This window comes from Variovorax sp. CCNWLW225, from assembly GCF_037204045.1.
Classification (GTDB): Bacteria; Pseudomonadota; Gammaproteobacteria; order Burkholderiales; family Burkholderiaceae_C; genus Variovorax.
Genome location: NZ_JBBCBV010000002.1, coordinates 264523 through 285960 on the forward strand (window position 1 = coordinate 264523; position 21438 = coordinate 285960).

Annotated in this window: 20 protein-coding genes and 1 riboswitch; of the genes, 18 read left to right on the forward strand and 2 right to left on the reverse strand. The window is 66.2% G+C overall.

Annotated features, from left to right (window positions below; all coding sequences use genetic code 11):
* Positions 1-53 precede the first annotated feature (53 nt).
* The 16 genes from V9L20_RS05825 (at position 54) to V9L20_RS05900 (ending at position 16851) form a co-directional block, all read left to right on the forward strand.
* Positions 54-506, forward strand: a complete 453-nt coding sequence (locus V9L20_RS05825) for a GNAT family N-acetyltransferase (RefSeq protein ID WP_337295862.1) — start codon at positions 54-56, stop codon at positions 504-506.
* Between the two features lie 156 nt (positions 507-662).
* A complete protein-coding gene (locus tag V9L20_RS05830; RefSeq protein WP_337295863.1) occupies positions 663-1622 on the forward strand; it encodes a MurR/RpiR family transcriptional regulator in 960 nt (319 codons plus the stop codon).
* A complete protein-coding gene (locus V9L20_RS05835; protein WP_337295864.1) occupies positions 1622-2584 on the forward strand; it encodes an isoaspartyl peptidase/L-asparaginase family protein in 963 nt (320 codons plus the stop codon). The genes V9L20_RS05830 and V9L20_RS05835 overlap by 1 nt, the downstream gene beginning before the upstream one ends.
* A gap of 32 nt (positions 2585-2616) precedes the next feature.
* Positions 2617-4494, forward strand: coding sequence for a dipeptide ABC transporter ATP-binding protein (locus V9L20_RS05840; RefSeq protein WP_337295865.1), 1878 nt, complete (start codon positions 2617-2619; stop codon positions 4492-4494).
* 71 nt (positions 4495-4565) lie between these two features.
* Entirely contained in the window at positions 4566-6116 is a 1551-nt protein-coding gene (gsiB, locus tag V9L20_RS05845; protein ID WP_337295866.1) for a glutathione ABC transporter substrate-binding protein GsiB, read from the forward strand.
* Between the two features lie 135 nt (positions 6117-6251).
* On the forward strand, positions 6252-7172 hold the full coding sequence (gsiC, locus tag V9L20_RS05850; RefSeq protein WP_337295867.1) for a glutathione ABC transporter permease GsiC: 921 nt from the start codon (positions 6252-6254) through the stop codon (positions 7170-7172).
* A 10-nt stretch (positions 7173-7182) separates the two neighbouring features.
* Positions 7183-8103: a glutathione ABC transporter permease GsiD gene (gene gsiD, locus V9L20_RS05855; RefSeq protein ID WP_258506013.1), complete on the forward strand. Its 921-nt coding sequence runs from the start codon at positions 7183-7185 to the stop codon at positions 8101-8103.
* Between the two features lie 13 nt (positions 8104-8116).
* A complete protein-coding gene (locus tag V9L20_RS05860) occupies positions 8117-9184 on the forward strand; it encodes a DmpA family aminopeptidase (RefSeq protein WP_337295868.1) in 1068 nt (355 codons plus the stop codon).
* Positions 9185-9203: 19 nt separating this feature from the next.
* Entirely contained in the window at positions 9204-10025 is an 822-nt protein-coding gene (locus V9L20_RS05865) for a M55 family metallopeptidase (RefSeq protein WP_337295869.1), read from the forward strand.
* A 267-nt stretch (positions 10026-10292) separates the two neighbouring features.
* Positions 10293-12071: a nitrite/sulfite reductase gene (locus tag V9L20_RS05870; RefSeq protein WP_337295870.1), complete on the forward strand. Its 1779-nt coding sequence runs from the start codon at positions 10293-10295 to the stop codon at positions 12069-12071.
* Positions 12068-12463: a DUF934 domain-containing protein gene (locus tag V9L20_RS05875; RefSeq protein ID WP_126746440.1), complete on the forward strand. Its 396-nt coding sequence runs from the start codon at positions 12068-12070 to the stop codon at positions 12461-12463. The genes V9L20_RS05870 and V9L20_RS05875 overlap by 4 nt, the downstream gene beginning before the upstream one ends.
* A 23-nt stretch (positions 12464-12486) precedes the next feature.
* Positions 12487-13119: a phosphoadenosine phosphosulfate reductase domain-containing protein gene (locus tag V9L20_RS05880; protein WP_281150693.1), complete on the forward strand. Its 633-nt coding sequence runs from the start codon at positions 12487-12489 to the stop codon at positions 13117-13119.
* A gap of 32 nt (positions 13120-13151) precedes the next feature.
* Complete coding sequence (gene cysD / locus V9L20_RS05885) at positions 13152-14105, forward strand: sulfate adenylyltransferase subunit CysD (protein WP_337295871.1); 954 nt, start codon at positions 13152-13154, stop codon at positions 14103-14105.
* Complete coding sequence (locus V9L20_RS05890; protein ID WP_337295872.1) at positions 14105-15442, forward strand: sulfate adenylyltransferase subunit 1; 1338 nt, start codon at positions 14105-14107, stop codon at positions 15440-15442. Before cysD ends, V9L20_RS05890 begins: the two co-directional genes overlap by 1 nt.
* Before the next feature lie 42 nt (positions 15443-15484).
* The gene (gene fdxA, locus V9L20_RS05895; protein ID WP_055806301.1) at positions 15485-15814 is read left to right on the forward strand and encodes a ferredoxin FdxA; all 330 of its coding nucleotides are present in this window, start codon (positions 15485-15487) and stop codon (positions 15812-15814) included.
* Positions 15811-16851 (forward strand): NAD(P)/FAD-dependent oxidoreductase, encoded by a 1041-nt coding sequence (locus tag V9L20_RS05900; RefSeq protein WP_337295873.1) that lies wholly within the window; start codon positions 15811-15813, stop codon positions 16849-16851. Before fdxA ends, V9L20_RS05900 begins: the two co-directional genes overlap by 4 nt.
* Here V9L20_RS05900 and V9L20_RS05905 read toward each other — a convergent pair.
* Positions 16838-18142 carry an aspartate aminotransferase family protein gene (locus V9L20_RS05905; protein ID WP_337295874.1) on the reverse strand — a complete coding sequence of 435 codons (1305 nt, stop codon included), beginning with the start codon at positions 18140-18142 and terminating at the stop codon, positions 16838-16840. The genes V9L20_RS05900 and V9L20_RS05905 overlap by 14 nt on opposite strands.
* A 111-nt stretch (positions 18143-18253) precedes the next feature.
* Between V9L20_RS05905 and V9L20_RS05910 the strand changes: the two genes are divergently transcribed.
* Both V9L20_RS05910 and V9L20_RS05915 read left to right on the forward strand, forming a co-directional pair.
* Complete coding sequence (locus tag V9L20_RS05910) at positions 18254-18988, forward strand: TetR/AcrR family transcriptional regulator (protein ID WP_337295875.1); 735 nt, start codon at positions 18254-18256, stop codon at positions 18986-18988.
* A 26-nt stretch (positions 18989-19014) separates the two neighbouring features.
* Positions 19015-19122, forward strand: a riboswitch (TPP riboswitch).
* Positions 19123-19198: 76 nt separating this feature from the next.
* A complete protein-coding gene (locus V9L20_RS05915; RefSeq protein ID WP_337295876.1) occupies positions 19199-20554 on the forward strand; it encodes a purine-cytosine permease family protein in 1356 nt (451 codons plus the stop codon).
* Here V9L20_RS05915 and thiD read toward each other — a convergent pair.
* Positions 20505-21368 carry a bifunctional hydroxymethylpyrimidine kinase/phosphomethylpyrimidine kinase gene (gene thiD / locus V9L20_RS05920; RefSeq protein ID WP_337295877.1) on the reverse strand — a complete coding sequence of 288 codons (864 nt, stop codon included), beginning with the start codon at positions 21366-21368 and terminating at the stop codon, positions 20505-20507. The genes V9L20_RS05915 and thiD overlap by 50 nt on opposite strands.
* Between the last annotated feature and the right edge of the window lie 70 nt (positions 21369-21438).

Sequence of the window (21438 nt, forward strand, 5' to 3'; positions counted from 1 at the left end):
CCGACGCTCGGCCGGGGTCCAATAAGATTCGCCGGATCCAGAGAATCCTTCGCATGAACATTGCCCTCGAACACCCCGACCAGCCCGATGTCGTCCAGCTCATCGAAGCGCTCGACGCCTACCAGAAGCCGCTCTATCCGCCCGAGTGCCACTACGGCATCGACATTGCCGCGCTGTCGGCGGCGCACGTGCTGTTTGCAGTTGCACGCGACGAGCACGGAGCGGCCGTGGGCTGCGGAGCCATGGTGCTGGAGCCCGCATACGGCGAGCTCAAGCGGATGTTCGTGCGGCCGGAAAACCGCGGGCAAGGCATTGCCGCAAAAGTGCTGACCTTTCTCGAAGCCGAGGCAATCGGCAAGGGATGCACGCGATTCGCGCTCGAAACCGGCATCAGCCAGCCGGAAGCGCTGGCTTTCTACGCCAGCGCGGGCTACGTGAAGCGAGGGCCGTTCGGGAGCTACCCGGACGACCCGTTCAGCGTGTTCATGGAAAAAAGCGCCGCCTAGCCCCGGGCCGGCGATCTTCGCGCCCCTCTCGCATCCGCCCCTCGCGGGCCCGAAATTTGCTCATTCGATCAAAAATGACAGAAAATTTTCTTTTTTGTCTTATATTTGTAAACTGATTTTCATCAAACACTCCCCTCCGGAGTGCACGGCCCACGAATGAGCACCAACGTAGACACCACCGGCACCACCGTGGCCCAGCGCATTGCGCAGGCGTTGCCGCGGCTGACGCGATCGCATCGCCAGGTGGCCGACTACGTGCTGGAGCATCCGCTGCAGGTCGCCACGCTGCCCATCGATGAGCTGGCCGCGGTGGTGGGCGTGTCGGTTGCCACGGCCAACCGCTTTGCCCGGGCGCTGGATTTCGACGGCTATGCCACCTTTCGCGCCGAGCTCGTGCGCGGCTTCGAATCGCTGGTGGCGCCGGTGGAGCGCCTGCGCGGCAACCTCGAGCATCCGACCACGGTGGCCGAGGTGTTTGCCACCGCGCTGGACGAGAGCCGCCGCAACATCGAAGCCACGCGCCAGTCGCTGGACTACGCGGCCTGCGAGGCGGCGGTGCAGCGCATCCTGAAGGCGCGGTCGGTGTACATCGGCGGCTTTGGCGCCAGCGCATGGCTGGCGGGGCTGCTGCAGCACGGCCTGGACGGCAGCTGCAACGACGTTCGAATGCTCTCCAGCGTGAGCGGCGTGACGCATGCGGCGCGCACGCTCATGCATGCGGGGCCGCAGGACCTGTTCATCGGCCTCACCTTTCCGCGCTACCTCACCGACACGGTGGCGCTGGCGCAGATTGCGCGCGGCCAGGGCTGCGCCGTGCTGGCGCTGACCGACAGGCCGAGCTCGCCGCTGGCGCCGCTGGCCGACGTGGCGCTCTATTGCCAGACCGAAACCAGCTACCGGCCGAATTGCGAAACCAGCGTGCTCGCATTGATCGAGGCGCTGACCAGCGCGGTGGCGCTGCGTGCGCCGCGCGCGGTGCAGTCCGCGAGCCGCATCCTGCAAGCGGTGCGCCCCTGGCTGCATGGCGCGCAAGGCCTGGCGCGGGCGGAATTTGCCGCACAACCAGCCAGCGCCGCCCCGGCCGGCACCCGAAAGAAAAAGAAGAAACCCTCCTGATGAAGAACAGCAGCAACACCCCGGTCATCGCCATTCACGGCGGGGCCGGAACCATCAGCGCCGCAACCACCAGCGCCGCCCAAGCGCAGGCCTATCACGACGCGCTGCAGAACATCGTGCGCGCCGCACAGGCAGCGCTGCTCAAGGGCGCATCCGCGCTCGACGCCACCTGCCTCGCCGTCGAACTGCTCGAAGAGTGCCCGCTCTTCAACGCGGGCCACGGTGCGGTTTTCACGCACGACGAAACCCATGAGCTCGATGCCGCCGTGATGGACGGCGCAACGCTGGCCGCGGGCGCGATTGCCGGGGTCTGCCACATTCGCCGCCCGGTGCGCGCGGCGCGCGCCGTGCTCGAAGACGGCGCCCATGTGCTGCTGGCCGGCGCGGGCGCCGAAGCCTTTGCGCGCGAGCACGGTCTCGAAATGGTCGAGCCCTTTTTCTTTTCGACCGAAGCGCGCCGCCAGCAGCTCTACCGCGTGCGCGACACCGGCCGCGTGGTGACCGACCACGAAGGCGCGGCCATGACGCCGCCGCTCGATGAAGACAAGAAGTTCGGCACCGTGGGCGCCGTGGCGCTCGACATGCACGGCCACCTGGCCGCGGCCACCTCGACCGGCGGCATGACCAACAAGCGCGTCGGCCGCATCGGGGACACCCCGCTGATCGGCGCCGGCACCTATGCGGACGACCGCACCGCCGCCGTGTCTTGCACCGGCAGCGGTGAAATGTTCATCCGCGTTGCGGCCGCCTACGACGTTTGCGCGCGCATGGCCTACGGCGGCGCCACGCTCGAAGACGCCACCCGTGCCGTGGTGCACCAGTCGCTGCCCGCCATCAGCGGCACGGGCGGGCTGATCGCCATCGACCGCCACGGCAACCTGAGCCTCGCCTTCAACAGCGAAGGCATGTACCGCGGCCATGCCCGCGGCGACGAAGCTCCTGTGACGGCCATCTTCGCCTGACGCGCACGCGCACTCTCTTTTTCTTGCATCCCATGTCCTCCCCTGCCCTCGCCCTGCCGGACGGCCGCGTTCTCGCCGTCGACGACCTCACCGTTCGCTTCTCGACTTCGGAGCGCACGGTCGATGCCGTCAAGAAGCTGTCCTTCCACGTCGACCACGGCGAAACGCTTGCGGTGGTGGGCGAATCGGGCTCCGGCAAATCAGTCACCTCGCTCGCGCTGATGCGGCTGGTGGAGCACGGTGGCGGCCGCATCCTTGGCGGGCGCATGGCATTTCGGCGCCGCAACGGCGAAGTGCTCGACCTGGCGCAGGCGCGCGACGCGGAGATGCGCAACATCCGCGGCGCGGACATCGCGATGATCTTCCAGGAACCGATGACTTCGCTGAACCCGGTGTTCACCGCCGGCGAGCAGATTGCCGAGGCCATCCGCATCCACCAGGGCAAGAGCAACGCAGCCGCGCGCGCCGAGGCGTTGCGCATGCTGGAGCTGGTGCGCATTCCCGAAGCGCGCAATGTGCTCGACCGCTTTCCACACCAGCTCTCGGGCGGCATGCGCCAGCGCGTGATGATTGCAATGGCGCTCTCGTGCAAGCCGCAGCTGCTGATTGCCGACGAGCCCACCACTGCCCTCGACGTGACGATTCAGGCGCAAATTCTCCAGCTCATTCGAGAGCTGCAGAAGGAGATGCGCATGGGCGTGCTCTTCATCACGCACGACATGGGCGTGGTGGCCGAGATTGCCGACCGCGTGCTCGTGATGTACCGCGGCGACAAAGTGGAAGCCGGCAGTTCCGACACGGTCTTCGCCTCCCCCCAGCACCCGTACACCAAGGCGCTGCTGTCGGCGGTGCCCAAGCTCGGCGCCATGCAAGGCACCGACCTGCCCGCCAAGTTCGAATTGCTGCGCACCGAAGGCAGCCCCGACACCGTGCCAATCACCGACACCACGCCGCAAACCACGGTGCGCGAAGAAGCCGGTCCCATCCTGCGCGTGCGCGACCTGGTAACACGCTTCGACGTGCGCAGCGGCTTCTTCGGCCGCGTGAAGCGCCGCGTGCATGCCGTTGAAAAAATCAGCTTCGACCTGTACCCCGGCGAAACGCTGGCGCTGGTGGGCGAATCGGGCTGCGGCAAGTCGACCACTGGCCGTTCGCTGCTGCGCCTGGTCGAAAGCCAGAGCGGTGCCATCGAGTTCGGCGGCCAGAACATCCGCGAGCTGCCCACGCGCGAGCTGCAGGCGCTGCGCCGCAACATCCAGTTCATCTTTCAGGACCCGTTCGCGTCGCTCGATCCGCGCGTAACGGTCGGCTTCTCGATCATGGAGCCGCTGCTGATCCACGGCATTGCCAAGGGCGCCGAGGCGCAGCAGCGCGTCGACTGGCTGCTGCAGAAGGTGGGCCTGCCGCCCGAAGTGGCGCAGCGCTATCCGCACGAGTTCTCGGGCGGCCAGCGCCAGCGCATTGCGATTGCACGCGCCCTCGCTCTCAACCCCAAGGTGGTGGTGGCGGACGAATCGGTGTCGGCGCTGGACGTTTCGATTCAGGCGCAGATCGTCAACCTCATGCTCGACCTGCAGCGCGAACTGGGCGTGGCGTTTCTCTTCATCTCGCACGACATGGCCGTGGTCGAGCGCATCAGCCACCGCGTGGCCGTGATGTACCTCGGGCAGATCGTGGAGATCGGTCCGCGCCGCGCCGTGTTCGAGGCGCCCCAGCACCCCTACACCCGCAAGCTGATGGCCGCGGTGCCGGTGGCCGACCCGTCGCGTCGCCACAAGCCGCGCGCGCTGCTCGAAGGCGAGATCCCGAGCCCCATTCGCGCGGTGGGCGACGAGCCCGACGTGCCGCCGCTGGTGCAGGTGGCGCCCGGCCACTTCGTCGCACGGCACGCCGTGGGCGGAGCCTTCTGAGCGACAGCCAAATTTTTTCAACCCGCAGGCCCTCTCCTGCTTTTTTCCTCGAACCGACTGGAGTTCTTTCCATGAAGCAATCTTCTTCCTCCCTGCGATGGGCATCGGCACTGCTGGGCCTGGCCGCAATGGCGATGACCGGCACGGCATTGGCCGCGAAAGACGCGGTGCTGTCGATCGGCTACCAGCCCGAGACGCTCGACCCGTACAACACCAACACGACTATCACCACGGCCGTGACCAAGACCTTCTATGAAGGCCTGTTCCAGTTCGACAAGGACCTGAAGGTCCAGAACGTGCTGGCCGAAGGCTACGAAGTGTCGAAGGACGGCCTGGTCTACACCATCAAGCTGCGCCAGGGCGTCAAGTTCCACGACGGCACCGACTTCAACGCCGAGGCGGTGAAGTTCACGCTCGACCGCGTGCTGAACCAGGACAACAAGCTGCTGCGCTACAACCAGTTCAATCGCGTGAGCAAGGTCGAAGCGGTGAATGCCAGCACCGTGCGCATCACGCTGAAGGAGCCCTTCGGCCCCTTCATCAACTCGCTGGCCCACGCCTCGGCCGCAATGATTTCGCCCACCGCGCTGAAGAAGTGGGGCAACAAGGACATCGCCTTCCACCCCGTGGGCACCGGCCCGTTCGAATTTGTCGAGTGGAAGCAGACCGAAGCGGTCAAGGCCAAGAAGTTCGACGGCTACTGGAAGAAGGGCTACCCCAAGGTCGACACGGTGCAGTGGAAGCCCGTGCTCGAGAACAACACGCGCGCCGCCATGCTGCAGACCGGCGAAGCCGATTTCGCGTTCCCGATTCCCTACGAGCAAGCCGAGCTGCTGAAGAAGAGCGACAAGCTTGAAGTGGTGGCCATTCCGTCGATCATCACGCGCTTCCTGGCATTCAACATGCTGCAGAAGCCGTACGACAACCCGAAGGTGCGCGAAGCCATCGGCTACGCCATCAACAAGGAAGCCCTGGCCAAGGTCGCGTTCGGCGGCTATGCCTTCCCGGCGCAGGGCGTGCTGCCGCAGGGCGTGAAGTTTGCCGAGAAGATGGCACCCATTCCCTACGACGTGAAGAAGGCCAAGGAACTGCTGGCCGAAGCCGGCTACCCGAACGGCTTCGAGTCGGTGCTGTGGAGCGCCTACAACAACACGACCAGCCAGAAGACGATCCAGTTCGTGCAGCAGCAGCTCGCGCAAGTGGGCATCAAGCTGCAGGTGCAGGCGCTCGAAGTGGGCCAGCGCACCGAGATGGTCGATGCATGGCCCGACGCCAAGACGGCCAAGGTGCGCATGTACTACACCGGCTGGTCTTCGTCGACCGGCGAAGCCGACTGGGGCCTGCGCCCGCTGTTCGCCTCCGAAGCGTGGGCGCCCAAGCTCAACAACATGTCGTTCTACAAGAGCGAGGTGGTGGACAACGCACTGGCCAAGGCTCTGATTACCGTGGACGACAAGGAAAAGGCCGCGCTCTACAAGACCGCGCAGGAAGAGATCCGCAAGGACCTGCCGCGCGTGCCGCTGGTGACCGAGCAGAACCTGTCGGCGCACTCCAAGCGCCTGTCGGGCGTGTACGTGATGCCTGACGGCAACATCAACATCGACGCCATCTCGATTAATTGACCCACCCCCGAAGCGGCTCACTTCGTGTAGCCGCCTCCCCCTCGAGGGGGCGACACCTGCGGCCCGGCAAAGCCGGTTCCGCGGTGTCTCCCGATGGGCCCCGAGGCCTTGACGAGGGTTGATTGTCTGTATGCCATGCTGAGTTACTTTCTCAAACGACTGTTGGGGCTGATCCCGACGCTGCTCATCGTGGCAGTGCTGGTGTTCCTGTTCGTCCACATGCTGCCGGGCGATCCGGCGCGCCTTGCCGCCGGCCAGGAAGCCGACGAGCAGACCGTGGCCATGGTGCGCGCGGAGCTGGGCCTGGACAAGCCGCTGCCGCAGCAGTTCGTGAGCTTCTTCACCCACATGCTGCAGGGCGACTTCGGCACCTCGATCCGCACGCGGCGGCCGGTGGCGACGGAGATCGGCGAGCGCTTTTTCCCGACGGTGATGCTCACCATCACCAGCATGGTGTGGGCGGTGATTTTCGGCATGGGTATCGGCATTGTTTCCGCGGTGTTCCGCAACCAATGGCCCGACCGGCTCGGCATGACGCTGGCGGTGTCGGGCATCTCTTTTCCTGCATTTGCATTGGGCATGCTGCTGATGCAGATCTTCTCGGTTCAGCTCGGCTGGCTGCCCACCGTGGGGGCCAGCAGCTGGAAGCACTACATCCTGCCTTCGATCACGCTGGGCGCAGCGGTGGCCGCCGTGATGGCGCGCTTCACCCGCGCATCGTTCGTCGAAGTGATCCAGGAAGACTTTGTTCGCACGGCGCGCGCCAAGGGCGTGCGCGAGCGCACGGTCATCATCAAGCACTGCCTGCGCAATGCGCTCATTCCGGTGGTGACCATGATGGGCCTGCAGTTCGGTTTTCTGCTAGGCGGCTCGATTCTTGTCGAGGCGGTGTTCAACTGGCCCGGCCTCGGCCGCCTGCTGGTCGACGCGGTGCAGATGCGCGACTACCCCGTCATCCAGACGCTGGTGCTGCTGTTCTCGCTCGAATTCATCCTGATCAACCTGGTGGTCGATGTGCTGTACGGCTACATCAACCCCACCATCCGCTACAAGTGAGGCAGCCGACATGACGCAAGCTTCCGGCGTGTCTGCCGAAATCATCGCTCCGCCCGTGGTGGCGGTTCAAACCGCGGGCAAGGTCCGCACGCCCTGGGGCGAATGCTGGCGCCGCTTCAAGAAGCAGCCCGTGGGCATCGTGGCGGCAGTGTTCGTGCTGCTGCTGGTGTTCGTTGCGGTGTTCGCGCCGTGGATCGTGCCCTTCGACGCGGAGAACTTCTTCGACTACGACATGCTGAACACGGGCCCCTCGGCCACGCACTGGTTCGGCGTCGATCCGCTGGGCCGCGACATCTTCAGCCGCATCCTGATGGGTGCGCGCATTTCGCTCATGGCCGGCTTTCTGTCGGTGTTGGTTGGCGGCTTCGTCGGGACGGCCTTCGGCCTGCTCGCGGGCTACTACGAAGGCTGGTGGGACCGCATCGTGATGCGCATCTCCGACGTGCTGTTTGCCTTTCCGGGCATTCTGCTGGCGTTGGGCGTGGTCGCCATCCTGGGCAGCAGCATGACCAACGTGGTGGTGGCGGTATCGGTGTTCAGCGTGCCGGCGTTCGCACGCCTGGTGCGCGGCAACACGCTGGTGCTCAAGCAGCAGACCTACATCGAGGCCGAGCGCAGCATCGGCGCATCGGACTGGACGATCATCGTGCGGCACATCCTGCCGGGCACCATCTCCTCGATCGTCGTGTATTTCTCGATGCGCGTGGGCACGTCGATCATCACGGCGGCCAGCCTCTCGTTCCTGGGCATGGGCGCGCAACCGCCCACGCCCGAATGGGGCGCCATGCTCAGCGAAGCACGCGCCGACATGGTGACCTCGCCTCACGTGGCGCTGTTCCCGAGCCTGGCCATCTTCTTTACCGTGCTGGCCTTCAACCTGCTGGGCGATGCGCTGCGCGACGCGCTCGACCCCAAGATCGACCGCCAGTAAACCGGGGCCTCGCATGCCATCGATTCCGCACATCGGCAGCCTGCCCTCGGGCACGCGCAACGCCATCACCGACGTGCAGGGCGTTTCGGTCGGGCATCGCACGCTGGCCGACGACGGCGTGCAGACCGGCGTCACGGTCGTGCGCCCGCATGGCGGTGACGCTTTCCGCGACAAGGTGCCGGCCGCGGCCGTGGTGCTCAACGGCTTTGGCAAGAGCGTGGGGCTGGTGCAGGTCGAGGAACTGGGCGTGCTCGAAACGCCGATCGCTCTTACCAACACCTTCTCCGTCGGCACGGTTGCGACGGCGCAGATCCGCGACTGCGTGGCGGCCAATCCGGAGTCGGGGCGCTCGCTGCCCACGGTCAATCCGCTGGTCTTCGAGTGCAACGACGGTTTTCTCAACGACATCCAGCGGCTGGCCGTGACCGAGGCCGACTACCTGCACGCACTGCAAAGCGCAGGCGCCGATTTCGAGCAGGGCTCGGTGGGCGCGGGCCGCGGCATGTCGAGCTTCCATTTCAAGGGTGGCATCGGCAGTGCTTCGCGCTGCGTGCCCTCGCGCCAGGGCGGCGTGCACACAGTGGGCGCGCTGGTGCTGGCCAACTATGGCCGGCTGCCGCAACTGGTGCTGGCCGGCCGAGCGGTCGGTGCGCAGCTCGCGGCACAGCTGGCTTCGCAAGACGCGGCCGCGCAGGCGACCACGGCGGCCGAGCCGGAAAAGGGCTCGATCATCATGCTCGTTGCCACCGACGCGCCGCTGGACGCGCGGCAGCTGCGCCGGCTGGCGTTGCGCGCTGGCGCCGGGCTGGCGCGCACAGGCTCGGTTTTCGGCCACGGGAGCGGCGACATCGCACTGGCTTTCTCGACCGCCTACACCGTGCCCGACCGGGCCGAACGGCCGATGCCTGCCGTCGCCATGCTGCACGACAGCCTGCTTGACGATATCTTCCAGGCTGCGGCCGACAGCACCGAACAAGCCATCGTCCACGCGCTGTGGCGTGCCACGGCGGTGACCGGCCGCGACGGCCACCACCGGCGGGCGCTTTCGGAGCTGCTGCCGCCCTCTTCCTTCATCTCTTGACCCGCAGGTCTTGCCCCGCATGAAAGTTCTGATCTCCACCGACATCGAAGGCGTTGCCGGCGTCTACCACCAGGAGCAGGTGCGCCCCGGCAATCCGGAGTTCGAGCGTGCCCGGCTGCTGATGGCGCAAGAGGCCAATGCGGCCATTGCCGGCGCCTTCGAGGCGGGCGCCACCGAGGTGCTGGTCAACGATTCGCACGGCGGCTTTCGCAACATGCCGCCCGACGTGCTCGACCCGCGCGCCCGCGTGGTCCAGGGCAAGCCGCGGTACTTGAGCATGGTGGCGGGCGTGGAAGAAGAAGGCGTGCAAGCCGTCTGCATGGTGGGCTATCACTCTCGAGCGCAGGGGCGCGGCATCCTTGCCCACACCATCAACAGCTTTGCGTTCGCGGGCATCTGGCTCGGCGACCAGGAACTGGGCGAGGCGGGGCTCTATGGCGCACTGGCCGGTGATTACGGCGTGCCGGTGGTCATGGCCAGCGGCGACGATGTGTTCATCGCCGAGAACCAGCCGGTCTTCCCGCATGCGGTCTTCGTGCAGACCAAGCGGGCCACGGGGTTCAGCAGCGGCGTGTCGCTTTCACCCGAACAGTCGCGTGCGGCCATCCATTCAGGGGTCAAGCAGGGCCTGGCGGCCAGGGCCAGCGCAGCCCCTTTGGTCTTCAAGGGCCCGCAGGTGGTTACTCTGCGCACCCAGTCACCCGCCATGGCCGATCTTTTCTGCCAATGGCCGTCGTTCGAACGCGTCGATGGTGTGAGCTTGCGTTTCACCGCAGACTCGGTGGAAGCCGCGGTTCGCATGCTGAACTGCTGCTCGGCCATGTCGGCCATGCTGCGCTGAAGCAGCACCCGCACTCTCCCCAAGACGGGAGTGGACAAAACGCGCAATGCCAATGGGCCTTATCCTAGGCCTGCGGAGCACCCGCGCCCTTATCCAGAATAAGCATTCAACCGCCCGGCAACCCGCATGGGTATTGGAGAATAAGCTTATCCGCATAAGGCGCGAACCAAAAAATAGTTTGCTTCCATAAGGCGTGCTTTCAGAATCTCGGCTTCTTGCTGGGGCGCCCCGTTGGACGTGCGGCACCGCACTTCTTCAAGACTCACGATGTACCAATACACAGATTTCGATCGCCAGTTCGTCCACCAACGGGCAGCCCAATACAGAGACCAGCTCGAGCGCTGGCAAAAGGGCAAGCTCGCCGAAGACGAGTTCCGCCCGCTGCGGCTGCAAAACGGCTGGTACGTGCAACGCTATGCGCCCATGCTGCGCGTGGCCGTGCCGTACGGCGAGCTCTCGAGCCGCCAGCTGCGCGTGCTGGCCCGCATTGCCCGCGAATACGACGAGCCCGAAGCCGAGGTTTACAAGAAAGCGATCGAGACGCAGGGCCTGCTCGGCAGCCACAAGCTGCCCACGCACTACGCCCACTTCTCGACGCGCCAGAACGTTCAGTACAACTGGATTCCGCTTTCCAAGTCCGCCGACGTGATGGACCTGCTGGCCTCGGTCGACATGCACGGCATTCAGACCAGCGGCAATTGCATTCGCAACATCACGAGCGACGAGCGTGCCGGCATTGCGGTCGACGAAATCGCCGACCCGCGCCCGTTCGCGGAAATCATGCGCCAGTGGAGCACGCTGCACCCCGAGTTCGCATTCCTGCCGCGCAAGTTCAAGATTGCCATTACCGGCGCCACCGAAGACCGCGCCGCCACAGGCTGGCATGACGTGGGCCTGCACGTGGTGAAGAACGAGGCAGGTGAAATCGGCTTCCGCGTGCAGGTGGGCGGCGGCATGGGCCGCACGCCCATCATCGGCACCGTGCTGCGCGAGTTCCTGCCCTGGCAGCAGATCATGAATTACCTCGAAGCGGTGATTCGCGTCTACAACCGCTACGGCCGCCGCGACAACATCTACAAGGCGCGCATCAAGATTCTGGTGAAAGCCGAGGGCCAGCGCTACATCGACGACGTGGAAGCCGAGTACAAGCAGATCCTCGAGCACGACGGCGCGCCGCACACCATCACGCAGGAAGAGTACGACCGCGTGGCCGCCTCCTTCGTGCCGCCCACGCTTGCCACCCGCGTGCTGCAAAGCGCCGAGAAGACCGACGCCGAGCTGCGCGCCCACGCCGCAGACGACGTGCAGTTCGCCCGCTGGCTGGCCCGCAACGTGGCCCCGCACAAGAACCCCGCGCTGCGTGCCGTCACCTTGTCGTTCAAGCGCCTGAAGCAGGCCCCCGGCGATGCCTCGGCCGACCAGCTCGACACGCTCGCCGTGCTGGCCGACCGCTTCTCGGCCGGCGAAGCCCGCGTCACGCACGACCAGAACATCGTGCTGCCCTGGGTGCATGCCGAAGACCTGCACGCGCTGTGGCTCGCCGCCCGCGCGGCCGGCTTTGCCAGCGCCAATGTGCACCTCTTGACCGACATGATCGCCTGCCCCGGCGGCGACTTCTGCGCGCTGGCCAATGCCCGCTCCATTCCAATCGCCGAAGCCATTACCGAGCGTTATCAGGACCTCGACGAGCTCGACGACCTGGGCGAGATCGACCTGCACATCAGCGGCTGCATCAATTCGTGCGGCCATCACCACAGCGGCCACATCGGCATCCTGGGCGTCGACAAGGACGGCAAGGAGTGGTACCAGGTCACCCTCGGCGGCTCCGACGGGTCCGCGCTCAGCGGCACGCCGCAGGCCGGCAAGGCCGTGGGCCCCTCGTTCTCGGCGGCCGAAGTGCCTGGCGTGATCGAGGCGGTGCTCACCACCTACCGCGACACCCGCGAAAATGGCGAGACCTTCATCGACACGCTGCGCCGCGTGGGCCATGACCCGTTCAAGGCCGCGGCCAACAGTGCGCGCTTCAAGGTGGAGGAAGCAGCATGAACCGCAAGCTGAACATCCTGGCCGCCGAAGAACACATCGACGACGGCGACCCGAAGGTGCTGCAACTGCCGAACGATGCCGACCCCCTCGCCATCGAGGTGTGCCTGGAAGACATCGAGCGCATCGACCTGAATTTTCCGAAATTCACCGACGGCCGCGCCTACAGCCAGGCCTTTCTGCTGCGCCGGCGGCTGGGCTTCAAGGGCGACATTCGCGCCACGGGCGACGTGCTGATCGACCAGCTGGTGCAAATGGAACGCACCGGTTTTTCGAGCGCCGTGCTCAAGGAAGGCGTGGACGCCTCCGACGCGCAGCGCCAGTTCGACCGCTTTGCCGCCTTCTACCAGGGCGACGCGGTGCAGCCGGCGCCGCACTTCGCGGCCAGCAACTGAGCCGCAGCACAGGAACCTTCGACATGAGCATTGCCACGGACATCGACTTCGCACGCATCAACACCGAACTCGGCCGCAACGCCGAGGGCCTGGTGGACTGGGCAATCGGCCTCGGCCAACCCGCGATCGTCACCACCAACTTTCGCCCGTTCGAAGCCGTGATCCTGCACATGGTCACGCGCGCCAAGCGCGATGTTCCGGTGATCTGGATGGACAACGGCTACAACACCGAGGCCACCTACCGCTTTGCCGACGAAGTGACCAAGCAGCTGGGCCTGGACTTGCATATCTACCTGCCGCGCCGCTCGCGCGCGCACCGTGAAGCGGTGGAAGGCCCGACGCCGGCGCTCGACGATCCGCGCCACGCCGCCTTCACCGAAGAAGTGAAGCTGGAGCCCTTTGCCCGTGCACTGCGCGAAACTGCGCCCAAGGTGTGGTTTACGGCGCTGCGCGCCACCGACACGGCAGTGCGCGCGCAGATGGACCCGGTCAGCGTCAACCCCGACGGCCTGATCAAGGTTGCGCCGCTCTTGCACTGGTCGTCCAAGGATTTGTACGAATACTGCGAAGCGAACGGCCTGCCTAACAACTTCGACTATGTGGACCCGACCAAGGGCGAAGACAACCGCGAATGCGGCTTGCATCTTTCGCACTGAACGATCGATCTCCGCATCCAGGACCCCCTCCGATGAACGCCCGTACCGAAGCCGAACTTTTGCAGCCCTCGATGCATTCCCCTGCGCACCTGTCCAACACGCACCTCGATGCGCTCGAGGAAGAAACCATCTTCATCCTGCGTGAAGTCGCGGCCGCCTTCGAGCGCCCGACCCTGCTGTTTTCGGGCGGCAAGGATTCGCTGGTGCTGCTGAAGTGCGCCGAAAAGGCTTTCGGCATCGGCCGCATTCCGTACCCGCTGCTGATGATCGACACGGGCCACAACTTTCCTGAAGTGACGGCCTACCGCGACCAGCGCGCCAAGGAACTGGGCGCCGAGCTCATCGTGCGCAGCGTCGAAGACTCGATGGCGCGCGGCACCGTGCGCCTGGCCCACCCGGGCGAGTCGCGCAATGCGCACCAGTCGGTCACGCTGCTCGAAGCGATTGAAGAATTCCGCTTCGACGCGCTGATCGGCGGCGCCCGCCGCGACGAGGAAAAGGCGCGCGCCAAGGAGCGCATCTTTTCGCACCGAGATTCATTCGGCCAATGGCAGCCCAAAGACCAGCGCCCCGAACTCTGGACGCTGTTCAACACGCGCCTAGCACCGGGAGAGCACTTCCGTGTGTTCCCGATTTCGAACTGGACCGAGCTCGACGTGTGGCAATACATCGAGCGCGAGCACGTCGGCCTGCCGTCGATCTACTACACGCACAAGCGCGAAGTGGTCGAGCGCCGCGGCCTCTTGGTGCCGGTGACCGAACTCACCCCCCGGCGCGACGGCGAAACGGTGCAGGTGCGCGACGTGCGCTTTCGCACCGTGGGCGACATCACGACCACCTGCCCGGTCGAGAGCCTGGCCGCCGATGCGGGCGACGTGGTGCTCGAGACGCTGTCGGTCGATGTGAGCGAGCGCGGCGCCACGCGCATGGACGACATGACTTCGGAAGCTTCGATGGAGAAGCGCAAGAAAGACGGATATTTCTGATGAGCACGACGACGGCAACCCTCGATAGCAACGCCCTGCACGGCGACACCGGCACCGCCCTGCGCTTCATCACCTGCGGCTCGGTGGACGACGGCAAGAGCACGCTCATCGGCCGACTGCTGGTCGACAGCAAGACCGTGCTGCAAGACCAGCTGGCCGGCGTGCAGCGCGGCGGCGAAACCGACCTGGCCCTGCTTACCGACGGCCTCTCGGCCGAGCGCGAACAGGGCATCACCATCGACGTGGCCTATCGCTACTTCTCGACCGCCAAGCGCAAGTTCATCATCGGCGACGCGCCGGGCCACGAGCAGTACACCCGCAACATGGTCACGGCCGCCTCGGCCGCCGATGCCGCCGTGGTGCTGGTCGATGCCACCAAGCTGGCGTGGGCCGCCGAAGTGGAAGACGGCACTGTGGTCAAGCGCGAGCTGCTGCCGCAAACCCGCCGTCACACGCTGCTGACCCATCTGCTGCGCGTGCAGTCGATTGTGTTCGCGGTCAACAAGCTCGACGCCATCGACGACGCCGCCCTGGCCTTCGAACGCATTTCGACCGCGCTGAACGCCTTTGCCGAAGCGGCCGGCGTGCAGGTGGCCGCCATCGTGCCGATCTCGGCCCTCAAAGGCTGGAACGTGGCCACGCGCCATGCCGACTGGGTGGGCTACGAAGGCCCGAGCCTGCTCGAGCTGCTCGAGGAACTGCCGGTCACCGTGCAGGACGAGGCCGTGCCCTTCGCCTTTCCGGTGCAGTGGGTCGAAAAATTCTCTTCCTCGGCCGACACCTCGCAGGGCCGCCGCGTGTTCTGGGGCCGCGTGGCCTCGGGCCATGTGGAGCCCGGCCAGCGCGTGACGGTGCTGCCCAGCAACCAGACCGCCACGGTCGCCCAGGTGCTGAGCCACACGCGCCAGCCGAAGGTGGTGCATGCGGGCCACAGCGCCGGCATCGTGCTCGACCGCGAGGTGGACGTGTCGCGCGGCGACTGGCTGCTGGCACCCGGTGCCTTCGAGCCGGTGCGCGAAATTACCGCCACGGTCGCCTGGCTCGACGACGAGCCGCTGGTTGCGGGCCGCGTCTACTGGGCGCTGCAGGGCCATCGCTGGGTGAAAGCCAAGGTGGCGCGCATCGTCGACCGGGTGAACATCACGACGCTCGAATCGGAGCCGACGGCACAGCTGGAGGCCAATTCCATCGGCGATGTGGTGCTTGCGCTGCAGCAGCCGCTGGCCGTTCTGCCCTTCACGCAATCGCGGGCATTGGGCTCCCTGGTGCTGGTCGATACGGCCACTCACAAGACCGCTGCTGCCGTGCTCGTGCAGCCTGCCGCCGCAAAGGCCTAAAATCTGGGGTTTTCCCGACCTCACACTGACGCTAAAAGACAAATGACCCACGTCGTCTCTGAAGCCTGCATCCGCTGCAAATACACCGACTGCGTGGACGTATGCCCCGTGGATTGCTTCCGCGAAGGTCCCAACATGCTGGTGATCGACCCGGACGAGTGCATCGATTGCGCGGTTTGCATTCCCGAATGCCCGGTCAATGCGATCTACGCCGAGGAAGACCTCCCGGCCAACCAGATCGCCTTCATCAAGCTCAACGCCGAACTCGCGCTGGCCGACGGCTGGAAGAGCATCACCAAGCGCAAGCCGGCCCTCCCCGACGCCGAAGAGTGGAAAGACAAGACCGACAAGATCGGCGAACTGGTCCGTTGAACCCGGCAGGCGCAGCCCCCATCGAGACCGACGCCCTCATCATCGGCGCCGGTCCGGTTGGGCTGTTCCAGGCCTTCCAGCTCGGCCTGCTCGAAATCTCCTGCCACATCGTCGATGCGCTGCCCACCGCGGGCGGCCAGTGCGTAGCGCTCTACGGCGACAAGCCGATCTACGACATTCCGGGCACCCCGGTCACCAGCGGGCGCGATCTTGCGCAATCGCTGCTGCAGCAGGTGGCGCCGTTCAAGCCGCATTTCCACTTCGGCGAGCAGGTCGCCACCCTCGCCCGCCAGGCCGATGAGCGCCTGCTGCTGACAACGTCGGCGGGCAAGGCCTTCCTCGCCAGGACGGTGTTCGTTGCCGCAGGCGTCGGCGCCTTCGTGCCCAAACGCATCGCGGTCGGAGGCATTGCGCAGTTCGAAGGCAGCTCGCTTTTCTATCACCCCGATTCGCTTGACCGCTTTGCGGGACAGACGGTGGTGGTAAATGGCGGCGACGACATTGCGCTGCAAACTGCCATAGCACTCACGGCCATTGCCAAACAGGTCACGCTGGTGCACCGGCGCGACGGGTTCCAGGCCGATGAAGGTCTCGTCGCTTCGATGCGCGCGCTGGTCGCCGAAGGCAGGCTGGCGTTCAAGGTGGGCCAGCCCACTGCCTTCGATGGTAAGCAGCTGCAGATCACGACGCCCGACGCAACGACTGTCGATCTGCCGCTCGACGCGCTGGTCGCCTGCCTTGGCATTTCGCCTCGCCTCGGCCCCATCGCCGATTGGGGCCTGGAGCTCGAGCGCAAGCAGGTGCCGGTCGACACCGAAAAGTACGAAACCCGCGAGCGCGGCGTGTTCGCGGTGGGCGACATCAACACCTACCCGGGCAAGAAGAAGCTCATCGTCTGCGGCTTCCATGAGGCCACGCTGGCCGCCTGGGGTGCCACCGCCATCGTGTTCCCCGGCAAGGCCGTGCCGCTGCAGTACACGACCACCAGCACGCGGCTGCACGAGCTGCTGGGCGTGGCTGGCACTACTCCGCGCTAGGCAGCAGCGCCCGATACTCGCCAATGAAGCTGCCGATGGCGGCGACGAAGCGGTCGATGTCCGCATCCGGCAAGGGCAGCGACAGCACGACGAAGCCCCGCGGCGAAGCGTAGATGCCTTGGCTCAGCAGGTGAAAGAACAGCAACTGGCGCAGACGCCCGTCGACCACCGCCAGATCGTCCACACGCCGCACTTCCCCTCGGAGGAAATGCGCATTCATCAGCGAACCGACGCCGGTGAACTGCATGGCCACACCCTCCTTCGCGCACAGCGCATTGAGCCGTGCGCGCATCGCTTCGCCGCGCTCGGCCAGCGCGCCGGCAGCCTCGGGGGTGAACAGCTTGGTGAGGCCGGCATATCCCGCCGCCATGGTCATCACGTTGTTGTTGAAAGTGCCTGAATGGGAGAGCGAGCCCGTGCGCGGATCGAACTGCGCCATCACGTCCGCACGCCCGCCGAAAGCCCCGAACGACATGCCGCCGCCGATGTACTTGCCGAGTGTGGTGAGGTCGGACCGGATGCCCAGCTTGTTGGCGAGGCCGTTCGGCGCAAGGCGCGAGGTCATGACCTCGTCGAAGATCAGCAGCGCGCCGACCTTCGTTGCGCCATCGCGAAGCGCCTGGAGGAATTCAAGGCGCCCCGGAATGCAGCCGCTCGCGCCCTGCATCGGTTCGACCAGGATGGCGGCGATGTCCGGCCCGTGCTTGGCGATTTGCTCGCTCGCAAGCTGCGGGTCGTTGTAGGGCAGCACCAGGAAATCGAAGGGCACGGTCGTCGGCAGAGGCTTGGCACCGAAGCCGAGCACGCCGCCGTGATAGCCGCCCGAAAACACCACGATCTTTCGGCGGCCGGTGAAGTGCAGCGCAGCCGTGATCGCCATCAGGTTCGCCTCGGTGCCCGAGTTGGTGAAGCGCAATTGCTCGATCTGCGGAAAGCGCTCGCAGATGGTTTTTGCGAGCCGCCCTTCGAGCAGGTTGTGGCCCGTGAGGTTGATGCCGCTTTGCATCGCCTCGATGACGGCGTCACGGATTTCGGGCGCCGAGTGGCCGTAGACGCCGGCCGTGTACTCGGCGATGAAGTCCGCATAACGGTGGCCGTCGGCATCCCAGAGCGCAGCGCCCTCGCCCTTGGCGATGGTGAGCGGAAACGGCGCGTAGAAAAGCACCGAGCGGCTGTTGGCGCCGGGCATGTAGCGCGCCTGCTCCTCGAACTGGCGCCGGCTCGCGGGATTGCTGTCGATGAAGCGGCGATGCGCCTCGGCAAGGGCATGGTCGATTGCGGCGTCGGTCATGGGCGGGTCCTTCGAAAGTGGCAGGGCAGGCGTTCGCCTTTGATTAATTGATCAACGCTCAATTAATATTATTTATACAATCAATTTCGCGCCCGCACAATGCCAGCATCCATGAAGAAGACCACCTCCGAGCCCAAACCCAAGACCGCCGGCCGCCCCGCCGGCGGCGGCGCGCTGTCCAAGCGGCTCATCGCCGAAGCCGCCCTGGCGCACATCGATGAGTACGGCCTCGGCGCTTTCAGCATGCGGGAGATCGCGGCGCGGCTGGGCGTGTACCCGGCCACGGTGCACTGGCATGTGAGCACGCGCGAGGCGCTGCTCGCCGAAGTGGCCGCCATGGTGATGGCCGATGTCACGCCGCCGCCCGCCAAGCAGGCCTGGCAGGAATGGATCGCGCAGCTGTTCCGTCGCTGCCGTGCCGCGGTGCGCCGCCACCCCAACGTGGCGCAGTTGCTGGGCGCGCAACTGGTGTCGAACGGCAGCCTGCCCATCGAGCTGGTGGAAGGCGTGCTCGCAGCCCTGGTCGAGGCCGGGTTCGAAGGGCAGCCCCTGCTGGAGGCCTACAACTGCGTGATTGCGGCCATGCTCGGCTTCGTGACGATGGAGTTCTCCCCCCTGCCCTCGGACAACACCCAGGCCTGGGCCGAGGAGCTGCGCGAGCGCGTCCACACCATTCGCCCGCTCGATCACCCGGTGCTCACGCGCAACCTGCCGCTCCTGGCCAACCAGGCCTTCATCGTGCGCTGGGACAACGGCAGCACCGTGCCGCTGGACAGCAGCTTCGAGCGGCATATCCAGATCGTCATCGATGGTTTGGAAGCTTTCGCGCGCAGGCTCGTACAATAGTTTCCGCTTTGCGCCACGGCGCGGAGCACCACCGCTAGGGGTGTCGAACCGGAATCCGTTCCGGGGCTGACTGAGAGAGTCCCTTTGAACCTGACTGAGGTAATCCTCGCGCAGGGAAGCTGGTCCGGCGGCCTGTCGCGTTGTCTCGCGCGATGGCTTCGCCGCCGGAGCCTCGCCCACCTGCCAAACCTTTTGCACTGGAGCAACTGGATGGCACACGACGATAGTTTTTCTTCCGCCAACGAGGCGCTGACGCCCTTGCCGGCGTCGCAGCGCGTGTTCGGCTGGCACGACCACGCATCGCTCTGGTTCAGCCTGGGCGTGGGGCTGCTGGTAATGCAGATCGGCGCCTACCTGGTTCCGGCGGTGGGCACGCGCGATGCGGCCATTGCCATTGTGCTGGGCTCGCTGCTCGGCGCGGGCCTTCTGGCATGGACCGCGCGGCTGGGCTGCGAAACCGGCCTGGCGAGCGCCGGGCTGATGCACGCCACCTACGGCAGCGCCTTCGCGCGGCTGCCGGTGCTGCTCAACATCGTGCAGCTGGTCGGCTGGACCACCTTCGAGCTGGTGATCATGCGCGAGGGCACGCAGGCCATCGGCCAGCAGGCGTTCGGGCTCACGCTCACCGGGCCGCTGGGCGGCGCCCTTACCACCCTGCTCTGGGGCGCGGTGCTGCTGGCGCTGCTGGCGGGTTCCATGGTCAAGCTGGTGCGGCGCTTCGTCAGCCGCTTCGGCCTGCCGCTGGTGGTGCTTTCGCTGGTATGGCTCACCTGGCAGTTCGCAACGCGGCTCGAGGCAAAGGGTCTTGAAGCCTTCTGGGCCCGGCCGGGTGCCGGCGGCATGGGCATGTTCAGCGCGCTCGACCTGGTGATTGCAATGCCGGTGTCGTGGCTGCCGCTGGTGGCCGACTATGCCCGCCACGGCAAGCGCAATGCCAACGGACGGGGCGGCCTCGGCAGCGCATTCACCGGCACCTGGCTCGGCTACGCGCTGGCCAACATCTGGTGCTACGCGCTCGGCGTGATGGTGGTGAGCGTGGCGGAGCCGGGCACCGGGCTGGTCACCGCCCTGCTGCTCGCACAGGGCGGGCTGGTGGCGCTCGGCCTGATCCTCATCGACGAGCTCGACAACGCGTACGGCGACGTGTACTCGGGTGCAGTGTCCACCCACAGCCTGCTGCCGCGCTGGAGCGTGCGCCGCTGGGGCCTGCTGATCGCGGCGCTGTGCACCGGGCTGGCGCTGGTGCTGCCCATGCACACGCTCGAGCCATTTTTGCTGATGCTGAGCTCGGTGTTCGTGCCGCTCTACGGCGTGATTCTGGGGCGACTGGGCACGGGCCGGGCCATTGCATCAGTCGGCAATAACCGCCGCGTCGACCTTGGCGCCGCGCTGATCTGGATTGCCGGCATCGCGGCCTATCACGCTGCCGCCAAGTGGGCGCCCCAGTTCGGCTCCGCGCTGCCGACGCTGGCGGCCACCTTCCTGCTGGCGTGGCTCAGCCGGCCCAAGCCGGCATCTACAACAACGGCAGGCGGTGCGTCGGCACTGGCGCAAAACCGTGGTTGAGCGGACCGTGTCCCTCGCCGATGCGCACGCTCGCACCGGCGGCCATGGCGCCGAGCACGTAGGCGCGCGCGCGCTCCACGGCCTCGGGCAACGCCAAGCCCAGCGCCAGCTGCGCGGCAATGGCGGACGACAGCGTGCAGCCGGTGCCATGCAGGTTGCGGCTCGCAATGCGGGCCGAGGCCAGGCGCTTGCGCATACCGCCACGCCCCAGCAGCACGTCGACCACTTCGTCGCCAGGCAAGTGGCCGCCCTTGAGCAGCACGGCCTGTGCGCCAAGCGCCAGCAGTTCTTCGGCCGCCTGGTCGAGCGTATCGATGCCGTCGATGGCATGGCCGATGAGCAAGGCCGCCTCGTCGAGGTTGGGCGTGACCACCATGGCGCGTGGGAACAGCTCGCGCACCAGCACCTGCACGGTTTCGGCGGCAATCAGTCGATCGCCGCTGGTGGCGACCATTACCGGGTCGAGCACCACGTTGGGCAACCGATAGTGATCTATGGCCCAGGCCACCACCTCGACCACCTCGGGCGCATGCAGCATGCCGAGCTTGACCGCATCGACGCCGATGTCTTCGACCACCGCCTGGATCTGTGCCTTGAGAAATGCGGGTGGCACGCTCTGAATGCCCGAAACGCCCAGCGTGTTCTGCGCGGTGAGCGCGGTGATGGCCGTCATGCCGTAGCAGCCGAGCGCCGCGAAGGTCTTCAGGTCAGCCTGGATGCCCGCACCGCCGCCGCTGTCGGAACCGGCAATCGAGAGCACGCGCACGTAGCGCTGGGGCGCTCGGGGCGCGTTTGGGTGTGCAGCTTGGGTCATGCTGAAAATTATCGGCGACTCGCCTTGCCTTGCTCCCTCCCCTCCCGGGGGAGGGTTGGGGTGGGGGCAA